The 9,869-nt window shown below is 69.9% G+C and carries 9 protein-coding genes; 5 read left to right on the forward strand and 4 right to left on the reverse strand.

The genetic code is table 11. From position 1 onward, the window contains the following. From QK444_RS24805 to QK444_RS24815, 3 genes are all read left to right on the forward strand, one after another. A partial coding sequence (locus QK444_RS24805) for an ABC transporter permease subunit (RefSeq protein WP_282784187.1) occupies positions 1-599 on the forward strand: 599 nt, incomplete at its 5' end. Further along, positions 596-1,738: an ABC transporter substrate-binding protein gene (locus QK444_RS24810; RefSeq protein WP_282784189.1), complete on the forward strand. Its 1,143-nt coding sequence runs from the start codon at positions 596-598 to the stop codon at positions 1,736-1,738. The genes QK444_RS24805 and QK444_RS24810, both read left to right, overlap by 4 nt. A gap of 83 nt (positions 1,739-1,821) precedes the next feature. Next, positions 1,822-2,502, forward strand: coding sequence for a TIGR00266 family protein (locus QK444_RS24815; protein WP_282784191.1), 681 nt, complete (start codon positions 1,822-1,824; stop codon positions 2,500-2,502). Positions 2,503-2,765: 263 nt separating this feature from the next. Here the strand turns inward: QK444_RS24815 and QK444_RS24820 are convergent, their stop codons facing one another. Continuing rightward, positions 2,766-3,281 carry an NUDIX domain-containing protein gene (locus tag QK444_RS24820; RefSeq protein WP_282784192.1) on the reverse strand — a complete coding sequence of 172 codons (516 nt, stop codon included), beginning with the start codon at positions 3,279-3,281 and terminating at the stop codon, positions 2,766-2,768. 399 nt (positions 3,282-3,680) lie between these two features. On the opposite strand from QK444_RS24820, the gene QK444_RS24825 reads away from it, so the two are divergent. Together QK444_RS24825 and QK444_RS24830 are read left to right on the forward strand one after the other, a co-directional pair. Beyond that, entirely contained in the window at positions 3,681-4,061 is a 381-nt protein-coding gene (locus tag QK444_RS24825) for a nitroreductase family deazaflavin-dependent oxidoreductase (RefSeq protein ID WP_282784193.1), read from the forward strand. A 115-nt stretch (positions 4,062-4,176) separates the two neighbouring features. Next, complete coding sequence (locus tag QK444_RS24830; protein ID WP_282784195.1) at positions 4,177-5,712, forward strand: glycosyltransferase family 39 protein; 1,536 nt, start codon at positions 4,177-4,179, stop codon at positions 5,710-5,712. An 11-nt stretch (positions 5,713-5,723) separates the two neighbouring features. On the opposite strand, the gene QK444_RS24835 is transcribed toward QK444_RS24830, so the two are convergent. From QK444_RS24835 to QK444_RS24845, 3 genes are all read right to left on the reverse strand, one after another. Beyond that, positions 5,724-7,160, reverse strand: a complete 1,437-nt coding sequence (locus tag QK444_RS24835) for an AarF/ABC1/UbiB kinase family protein (protein ID WP_282784197.1) — start codon at positions 7,158-7,160, stop codon at positions 5,724-5,726. 163 nt (positions 7,161-7,323) lie between these two features. Continuing rightward, on the reverse strand, positions 7,324-9,384 hold the full coding sequence (locus QK444_RS24840) for a CocE/NonD family hydrolase (protein ID WP_282784199.1): 2,061 nt from the start codon (positions 9,382-9,384) through the stop codon (positions 7,324-7,326). Positions 9,385-9,591: 207 nt separating this feature from the next. After that, the coding region (locus tag QK444_RS24845) for a helix-turn-helix domain-containing protein (RefSeq protein WP_282784201.1) at positions 9,592-9,869 on the reverse strand (278 nt) is incomplete at its 5' end.

The following is a 9,869-nucleotide window of genomic DNA, read 5'->3' on the forward strand; positions in this document are numbered from 1 at the left end:
GTTTCGCGGAAGATCCGGCCGCACTGCTGGGTGCGACGCTGACGGGCGCGGTGCGCGCGGGTGAGATCCTCACCGATGTCCGCGTCGTCGACGGCCTGCTCGGACCGCTGGCCGCCGCGGCGGCCGCCGTCCCCATCGTGGCGCTGGCCCCGCTGCTGAACTCGCTGTACTCCAGCACCACCGACCTGCCGCGCCGGATGGTGGCCGCCATCGTGGTGTTCTTCCCGGTGTACGTCAGCACGGTGAAGGGGCTGCGGCAGGCCCCGCGCGTGCACGTGGACCTGATGACCTCCTATGCCGCCACCGCGTGGCAGGTCACCCGCGCCATCCGGCTGCCCGCCGCCCTCCCGCACCTGTTCACCGGATTGCGCATCGCCGCGCCCGGTGCGGTCATCGCCGCCATCATCGCCGAGTACTTCGGCGGGCTGCAGCACGGTCTGGGCAGCCGCATCATCTCCGCCGCCGCCAATACCGCCTATCCGCGGGCCTGGGCCTATGTCACCGCCGCCATGCTCCTGGGCCTGCTCTTCCTCGCCGCCGTCGTCGTCGCCGAACAACTCACCCGCCGACCCCGCACCATCAGTTGGAGATCGAAATGAGAAGTACCGTGAAGAAATTGCGCACCTGTCTGGCCGTGGTGGCGGTCGGGCTGGCGGCGCTGACCGGTTGCGGCACCACCGAGGGCGGCACCACCACGACGGCCGACGGACTCACCAAGGTGCGGTTGCAGTTGCAGTGGTTCAAGCAGGGGCAGTTCGCGGGCTACCTCGCCGCCGTGGACCAGGGCTTCTACCGGGACCAGGGGCTCGACGTCGACATCCTGGACGGCGGCACCGATATCGTGCCGCAGGCCGTGCTCGCCCAGGGCCAGGCCGACTTCGCCGTGGCCTGGGTGCCCAAGGCGCTCGCCTCCCGCGAGGCCGGGGCCGGAATCACCGAGGTGGCGCAGATCTTCCAGCGCTCGGGCACCAAACAGGTGGCCTTCGCCTCCGCCGGTATCGACGGCCCCGCCGACCTGCGCGGCAAGACCGTCGGAAACTGGGGCTACGGCAACGAGTTCGAACTCTTCGCCGGAATGACCAAGGCCGGACTCGACCCGGCCGCGGATGTGCGCCTGGTCCAGCAGCAGTTCGATATGAACGCCTTCCTCGCCGGGGATATCGCCGCCGCCCAGGCCATGTCCTACAACGAGTACGCCCAGCTGCTCGAGACCAGGAACCCGGCCACCGGACAGCTCTACACCGCCGCGGATTTCACCACCATCGACTGGAACGAGCAGGGCGTGGCCATGCTCCAGGACGCGGTGTGGGCCAATACCGAGCGGCTGGGTGACACCGCGTATCAGGAGCTGACCGTGAAATTCCTGGCCGCCTCGCTGCGCGGCTGGATCTTCTGCCGCGACAATGTCGACCGGTGCCGCGATATCACCGTGGCGGCGGGCAGCACCCTGGGGGCGAGCCATCAGCAGTGGCAGATCAACGAGGTCAACAAGCTCATCTGGCCCTCTCCGGACGGCATCGGCATGGTGGACGAGGACGCGTGGAACCAGACGGTCACCATCGCCCGGCAGACCCGCAACCAGGAGGGCGCGACGGTGCTCACCCGGGAGCCGGATGCCGACTCCTACACCAATGCCTACGTCACCCGGGCGCTGGACCTGCTGAAGGGTGAGGGCGTGGACATCACCGGCACCGACTACGCGCCGGTGCCGGTGGTACTGGCCGAGGGCGGACGCTAGCCGCGCGACCCGGCGTGGCCCATCCGTGGACGCGCCGGGATTCCGCGTCGTCCGGTCACCTCGCGCTGCTAGCGTCGCCGGATATGAAAGTTCAACTGCGGCACAGCCCGTCGTCGACGATCGCGCGCTGCTTCCTCGCCGGTGGCGAGCCCATGCGAGTGGAAAGCGGTGCCATGGTGGCACATTCGGCGGGGGTCACCCTGCAGGCCCGCGCGGAGGGCGGCATCCTCGCCGGGATCAAGCGGTCGGTGCTGGCGGGGGAGTCGTTCTTCGTGTCCACCTTCACCGCCCCGCCGGAGGGCGGCTGGGTGGATGTCGCACCCGCGTTGCCGGGGGATATGTTGCCGCTGACCATCACCCCGGACCGGCCGTTCTTCATCAATCGCGGCGGGTGGATCGCCAACGCGCACGGGGTGACCGTGGAGGCCAAGTGGGGTGGATTCGCGAACCTGTTCGGGGGTGAGGGCGGGTTCGGGCTGCGGGCGCACGGGCAGGGTGAGGTGGTGCTCGGTGTCTTCGGGGCGATCGACGTCATCGATCTCGCACCGGGGGAGCCGGTCACCATCGACACCGGACATGTGGTGGCCTACGACCTGGCCATGCGGTTCACCATCCGGCGGGCGGTGTCGGGGCGGTCCATCCAGTCCCTGACCTCCGGGGAGGGGTTCGTCTTCGATTTCACCGGACCGGGCCGGGTGCTGTTGCAGACGCGCAATCCGGGGGCCTTCTCGGCGTGGATCGGGCGGGTTACCTCGTCGAGTTGAGGGTGTGATCCAGCGCACAGTCGCGCGAAATCGCCGTCCGAAATTTGTGAATCGGTCATGCTTCAGATGTCCGACTTGGCAGAGACACACAGATGAGGAGTTACGCGTGTCCGGATCCGCTTCCGATTTCCTGGCCGAAGTGCTGATCAAGATGGTTCAGGGCCTGTTCACGGGCAGCGCCGGCGGCCAGTAGTCGCAGCCGTGACAGCCCACCGGATCGCGCGGGGCCGGGGGGCTGTCGCCGTTTCCGGGCGCGCGGGCGCTCAGCGCAGCAGATCGGGCAGCAGCATGCGAGTGTCGGGGACGAACGGCCACGCCGGATCGGTCAGCCGCTCGCGCAACCGGTCGTCGGTCCACCACCAGCCGTCGGCGACCTCCTCGGGCTGATGCCGGATCGGCCCGTCCCAGCGCACCTCGAAGGCGAACAGATGACAGCGCATGGGCCGACCGGCCCAGCCGCCGTCCCAGGACGCGCGCGTCAGCGGCCGGGGCTCCGCACCGCCGTCGAGCACGATGCCCAACTCCTCGGCCAGCTCCCGCACGGCGGTCTGCTCCGGACGCTCGCCGGGTTCCACCACTCCGCCCGCCAGACAATCGTGCATACCGGCGAACACCGACTTGGTCTCGGTCCGGCGGTGCACGTACAACCGCGACCCGTCCCCGGAGCGCACCAGCACCCCCGCACTGGCATGCCACAGTCCCTCGGCGTACACCACGGCCCGATCCTCGGCCCCGACCTCGTGCCCCTCCGCGTCGTACAGCGCGATCATCTCCGCCATCGCGGCCCCGCCTTCTCGTCACGGCCCCGAACGAGCGAGCCCCGGCGACCCATCGCGACCGGATGAGGCTTGCCCGTCGACCGGCCGCGCATTCGCGGCGGCCGCTCACCCGGTTGCCACGCCGGACCCGCCCGCGCGGGGCGCTTCGCTTGTATATCGGGGGACGATAGCCGGTCGAGGTGCCCCGGCCCGCGCGGGATCGCCCGCCTCGGCGCGACATCGGCGCTGGGGCCCGTTGACCGCGCTCATCGTCGCCGACCGGGGTGGCGGATGCGGTCGCGCACCCACAACCGGCTGGGCGCTCGCGTCGGCGCATTCGGATGGCGAGTCCGGAGCGGTCGGTGCGTGCGCGGCGTAGCCTCTGGGACGCAATCGCTGTCGTCGGAGAGGACGATTCCCATGCCGCTGCCACAGGCTCTGGCCAGGATCAATCGGCGAGTCACCAATCCGGTGCTGGGCGTACTGGCCCGCCGCGCACCGGGATTCGGCATCGTGGTGCACGTCGGACGCAAGTCCGGGCGCGTCTACCGCAGCCCGGTAGCGGTCTTCGACCGCGACGGCGGCTACCGTATCGCACTCACCTACGGCCGGAATGTGGACTGGCTGAAGAACATTCGCGCCGCCGGAGCCTTCGGCTTCGAGACGCGCGGACGCACCGTCATGCTCACCGATCCGGTGGTCGGCCACGATGCCACCGCGAGCTGGGCCCCGATCGGCGTCCGGCAGGCATTGGTGGCGCTGCGGGCGGAGTACTACGTCCAGGCGCGCTTGGCGGAGTGAACGGAATTCATTCTCCCGGATGACAGGGTCGCGCCCTCTCGGATGACGCGCCGACTCGATGCGCGCGGAAGGATTCCCGATATCCGCCGACCGATCATCCCAGGAGGATTCGACCGTGACCGAGGTACTGGCTCGCCCACCCGGGGTGGCGGCCGACCGACTACCACCGCTCGCCCGACGTGAGATCGCCGCTGTCGCAGCGATCTCGGCCGCGGTGCTGGCCTTCTCGACCTCGCGCTACGGCTATTTCGGCGATGAGCTGTACTTCCTGGCGGCGGGCCGGCGGCTCGCGTTCTCCTATGCGGACCAGGGACCGGTGCTGCCGGTGCTGGCCCGCCTCATGGATACCGGCGCGCCGGACTCGTACTGGGCGCTGCGGCTGCCCGCGCTGGTCCTGACCGTGCTGGCGGTCGTGCTGTGCGCCCTGCTCGCCCGCGAGTTCGGCGGTGGTCGCGCCGCGCAGCTGCTGGCGGCGGCCGGATACGCCAGCTCGCCGTTCCTGCTGTTGCAGGGTTCCATGCTCACCACCAATGCGGTGGATACCGTGCTGTGGGTGCTCATCACCTGGCTGCTGGTGCGCTGGGTGCGGATGCGCGACGACCGGCTGCTGCTGGCCGCCGCCCTGGTCACCGCCGTGGACATGCAGGTGAAGTGGCTCATTCCCATCTTCTGGCTGGCGGTGGCGGTGAGCAGCGTGGTATTCGGGCCGCGCGAGCTGGTGCGGCGGCCGGCACTGTGGCTGGGCGGCGCGCTGGTGGCGGTGAGCATGATTCCGGCGCTGCTGTGGCAGTCCCGGCACGGCTGGCCGCAGCTCGCGATGGGGCGCGTCATCGGCGAGGAACAGGATGTGTTCGGCGGCGGGCTGCTGTTCGTGCCGCTGTCGATCATGTTGGCCGGGTGGCTCGGCGTCCTGCTGCTGGGCTACGGCACCTGGTTGCTGCTGGCCCGGAAGGAGTTGCGCCCGTACCGCTTTCTCGGCGTCACGCTGATCCTGCTCTACGCCGTGTTTCTGGTCGTGGGCGGTCGGGTGTACTACACGACGGGGATGTACGCGGCCGTCATGGCCGTGGGCGCGTTCGGCTGGATCGCCGCGCTGCGGCACGGCGCCACGGTGGCGCGGCGCAGCGGGATCGCGGTCACCACGGCGCTGCTCACCCTGTCGGTGCTCGTCACCCTGTGGGCGACACCGTGGCGGGCGCCACGGGATATCGAACCCCCAGCGGATACGGCCGCGGCCGCCGTGGACATCGGCACCTACGGGTCCTTCGGCTGGCCCGAACTCACCGCCGCCGTGACCGCCGCGTATCACGAGCTGCCACCGGAGCAGCGCGCGCACGCCGCCGTCGTCACCGAAAGCTATTGGCAGGCCAGCGCCTTGGACCAGCTCGGGAACCGCGCGGAGCTGCCGCCGATCCACAGTCCCAGCCGAGGCTGGGGCTACTTCGGGCAGCCGTCCCCGGACACGACCGTCGTGCTGCTGGTCGGCGGTGACGATCCGGAGATGCGGGATCATTTCGATCGCGCGGAAGCGGTCGGCACGGTGGATGTCCGGCTAGGGTTCCCCGGCGGCACCCGCGACGTGGTCATCTGGAAGTACACCGGGCCGAAGCAGCCGTGGTCACGGCTGTGGCCGGAATGGACGCACCTGTAGCGCAACCGGATTCAGGCCGAATTGCCGAACCGCTCGACGGGGGTGCGCGGGCGCATGCCCGCACCCCGCTCGGCGCGGTCGAGGGCGTCGGCGGCCTCGGGCAGATGGGTCAGGATCTCCGCGCGCAGCGCACCCCCGGCACCGAGCTGGCACAGCACGCCCGCCGTGGCGGCGATGGTGCGACCCACCGGAGTGAGCGCGGGCGGCGCCGTCAACTGCCTGCTGACATTGGACAGGCTCAGATCGGTGATGCGCAGGACCTGCTCACGCAGCCACGGCGTGGTCATGCGCACCGTATCGGCGCGGAACAGGGTACGAATGGGGTCGACGAGTTCGCTGAACGCCACGGCGTCGAAGCCACCGCCGGGCGGAACGAATCCGTACTGCCGCAGGGCTCGCTCCAGATCGTCCGGTCCGCCGTTGAACACCGCGTCGGCGATATCGCCCACCAGCGCCGGGAAATCGGCCGGAACGGGGGAGCAGGCGCCGTAGTCGACCACGCCGAGCCGCCCGTCGCGCAGCACGCGGAAATTGCCCGGATGCGGGTCGGCGTACAGCAATCCGGTGCGCACGATGCTGGAGACGACGAAGCGCAGCACCAGCCTGCCGACCCGGTCGCGCTCCGCGGGCGAACCCGACACCAGCAGCCGCTGCAGCGGAATCCCGTCCACCCATTCCGTTATCAGCACATCGCCCTGCTGATGCACCACGTGCGGTACCGCGAAATCCGGGTCGTCGGCATAGGTGGCGGCGAAGACGCGCTGGGTCCGCGCCTCGCGCTCGTAGTCGAGTTCCTCGTGGATGCAGGCGGCCAGCGCGTCGTTGAGGGCGCGCACATCCGCCCCCGGCAGCAGGACCGAGGTCAGCGGGGCCATGCGGCGCAGGTGTTCGAGATCGTGCCGGACGGCCTCGCGCGCACCCGGATACATGATCTTCACGGCGACTCGGCGGCCGTCGTGCCAGCGCGCCCGGTGCACCTGCCCGACCGAGGCCGCGGCGCAGGCGCGGGTCTCGAATTCGGTGAAGGCCCGCCGCCAGTTCGGCCCCAGGTGCGCGGCCATCACGTCGGTGACCGCACGCGGCAGCATGGCGGGCGCCGAGTCCTGTAGGCGGCTGAGCGCCTCCCGGTAGGGCGCGCCGAGATCGGGCGGCAGGGCGAGTTCGTAGAGCGCCAGGATCTGCCCGAATTTGGCCGCGCAGCCCTTGAGTTCGCCGAGCACCTCGAACATGTGCTGGGCGGTGCGGGCCTGGATGTCGAGTTCGACGGCACGGGCCGGTTCGCCGAAGGCGCGTCGCCCCACCCCTGTCACGCGGCGACCCGCGTAGGCGAGGGGCAGGGCCGCGAGTTTGGCATTGCGGACCGCCGACCGGGTCGGCGGCTCACCGCTGGGATCGGCTGGGGTGCGCCGGGACAGCCGACGCAGTCCCCCCGGTCGCGGATCGGGCATCTCTGACCTCCGATGATCGACTGCCTCAGTGTGGCATGACCGGCGGTCGGAGGACAGTGCCCGAACCCGTCGACGACCAAGGTTGGCGACTATTGCCCGGGACGGCCGCGATGGTGGCGCGGGCGCGGCGACCGGACGCGCCACCATCGGAGGTGCTCCGGGCTCAGTGGGTGAACGCCGCCGCCGGTGCCAGCGGGAGCACCAGGCTCGACGGCCGCACGGCATCCCGGTGGATCTGCTGCGAGGTGCCCAGCAGGCGCGGCAGATCCGTCGGAATCGGAATGGTGGACGGGAACGTACCGCTGGTGATGCGCAGGCGCAGCGCATGACCCGGTTCCAGGCGGTGGAAGGCCGGGCGCAGTTTGATCTCCATCCGGGTCACCTCGCCGGGAACCAGCAGCTGCTCGGTCTCCTTGGTGAGCACATGCTCCGGCGCGTAGATCGTGCCGTCCGGTCCGCGCCAGGTCTTGTCCTCGTTCAGGGTGCGCTGACTGGCCAGCTGCGAGCCGCCGGTGATGTTGACGACGGTGCCGTCCGGAGCCACATCGTCGAGCCACACCTGGAACGCCGCATCGGTTCCGGTGGAGGACGCGTAGAGGGTGACGCTCGCCGGTCCGGCCAGCACGGTCGCCTCGGTCACCGGATCGGTGGTGTACTTCAGCCCCGCCGTCGGTTCCTGCACCCACTCCGTGCACGGGTTGTAGGCGTTGAACACCCGGAACAGGAAGTCGAGCAGGCCGCCGGTGTACTGGGCCAGGCTCTGCCGGTTGCAGATGTTGTCGATGCCGGTGTAGTCCAGTCGATCCGAGGCGTCGGCGACGGTCGGCGCTCGCGCGGTGAGCCGGTCGCCGTCGAACCAGCGCTGCTCGATGGTCGCCTGTTCGAACGGATAGCGGGCGGTGTCGGCGGCATTGTTGTTCGCGTCGATGACGTGCAGCGGCGTCTCGGTCTCGTCGATGCCGTTGGGAATGTCCTTGAGCCACCGGTCGAACCAGGCCAGGGTGATCATGTTGGTATCGAGCCGCGACCCCGGTCCGACGCCCAGCCCCACGTGATACCAGGGGCCCATGAGCAACTGGTAGCGGCCGTCGGCGCGCTGGTCGGGAGCCATGGGCGCGAACTGGTCACGGCCCGCGGCCAGATTCTGCAACTGCGCGTAATTGCGCAGCGGCCCTTCCTGATACAGATCCCAGAAGCCGCCCACCTGGTACATGGCGATGCCCTTGTCCACCAGATTGTGCATCTCGGTCTCGAAGCGGCGCTCCTGCCACCAGGCGGTGTCGTAGGCCAGCGGCCCGCCCGCGTACGCCTCGATGAGCAGTTTGATGGTGCTGTCGGAGGAGACCAGCGCCTGCAGGTGGTCGACGAGCGCCGGAATGAACTGCTGCGGTGACACCACGGCCGTCAGGAACGGGCCGATCAGACTCAGATACGGCACCAGCAACGAGATGGCGGTGAGCAGGATCGGGCTCATCATGCCGTCGTGACCGAGCACCTCGTTGAAGATGTTGTTCGGCATCGCCATGGGCACAATGGCTTTCAGTGGCGAATCCGGTCCCACCGACTGGGCGGTGCGCAGTGCGGTGAGCGCCGGGAACGAGTACCCGTACATGCCCACCTTGCCGTTGGACCCGGGCAGGTTCGCCGCCCAGTCCACCAGCTGCGCGCCGTCCAGGCCGTCCTGTTTCGATGCCGGATTCCATGCGCCGGTGGAGCCGCCGGTGCCGCGCACATCGGCGACCACCTCGATATAACCGCGCCGCACCAGCACATCCTGGGCGCTGGTGGCCTGGTTGATCACCCGGCGCACATCGCGCAACTGATCGGGCAGCGGGATCTGGAACTGGTCGATCACGCCGGTGAGGGCGGCGGTGAGGGCACTGGTCAACGCGCCGTAGGTGGTGACGTTGAGCACCACCGGGAACTCGCCGTCGGCGCGCTGCCCGGTGGCCGGATCGGTGGGGTAGCGCACCTCGGCCTGGATCCGCGTGCCGTCGGCGAGCGGCACCACATGGCCCAATTCGTAACCGACACCGTACTTCTCGGGGGTCGGCTGATAGCCGTCGGGGAGTCCGAAGTTCGCCGGTGCGGTCGGCACCGGGCCCGCGGCGGGCACCGTCGCGGCCGGTGGCGCCAGGGTCACCGTCACGGCGACGGCGGTCAGGCACGCGGCGGCGAGGGTGACGAGACGGCCGCCCCTGCGCGGCCGGATCGAAATTCTCAAGGGTCTACCTCTGCGGAAGTCGGGAGGTCGCCGCGCGGTGCGGGCACGCCCGGTTCCGGAGACCTCTTCGTCGGATTCAGCACACCGCACAGTTCCCGGTTGCTGCTACCGGCAATAACCAAGAGCGGGGCTGGTCGGTTTGTGCAATCGGCCGAACTTACTCGGCCCGGGGCCCACACCGAGCGGCGGCCGTCGGGTCGCCGAAGCTCAGGGCGCGAAGTCCGCGGCCTCGAGTCGGCGGGCGATGCGGGCGGCCGACAGCGTCATGGCGTCGGTCGGGCGGTGCGGGTCCAGGCCGGTGAGCTCGTGGACGCGGGCCAGCCGGTAGGTCACCGTATTGCGGTGGATATTGAGCATGCGGGCGGTGGCCAGTTGGTTGAAGCCGCTGTCCACGAACACTTCCAGGGTTTCGGCGAGCAGCGGCTGCGGATCCAGCGGAGCCAGCACGGCGGCCAGCCCGGGCCGGGCCGGGCCGCTGGTGGCGA

The sequence above is a fragment of the Nocardia sp. CC201C genome, from assembly GCF_030010695.1.
Taxonomy (GTDB): domain Bacteria; phylum Actinomycetota; class Actinomycetes; order Mycobacteriales; family Mycobacteriaceae; genus Nocardia; species Nocardia otitidiscaviarum.

Coding starts and splice junctions, on each gene's coding strand:
- QK444_RS24815 (WP_282784191.1), top strand. CDS start 1,822: ATGAAAGTTCAACTGCGGCACAGCCCGTCGTCGACGATCGCGCGCTGC.
- QK444_RS24825 (WP_282784193.1), top strand. CDS start 3,681: ATGCCGCTGCCACAGGCTCTGGCCAGGATCAATCGGCGAGTCACCAAT.
- QK444_RS24810 (WP_282784189.1), top strand. CDS start 596: ATGAGAAGTACCGTGAAGAAATTGCGCACCTGTCTGGCCGTGGTGGCG.
- QK444_RS24835 (WP_282784197.1), bottom strand. CDS start 7,160: ATGCCCGATCCGCGACCGGGGGGACTGCGTCGGCTGTCCCGGCGCACC.
- QK444_RS24820 (WP_282784192.1), bottom strand. CDS start 3,281: ATGGCGGAGATGATCGCGCTGTACGACGCGGAGGGGCACGAGGTCGGG.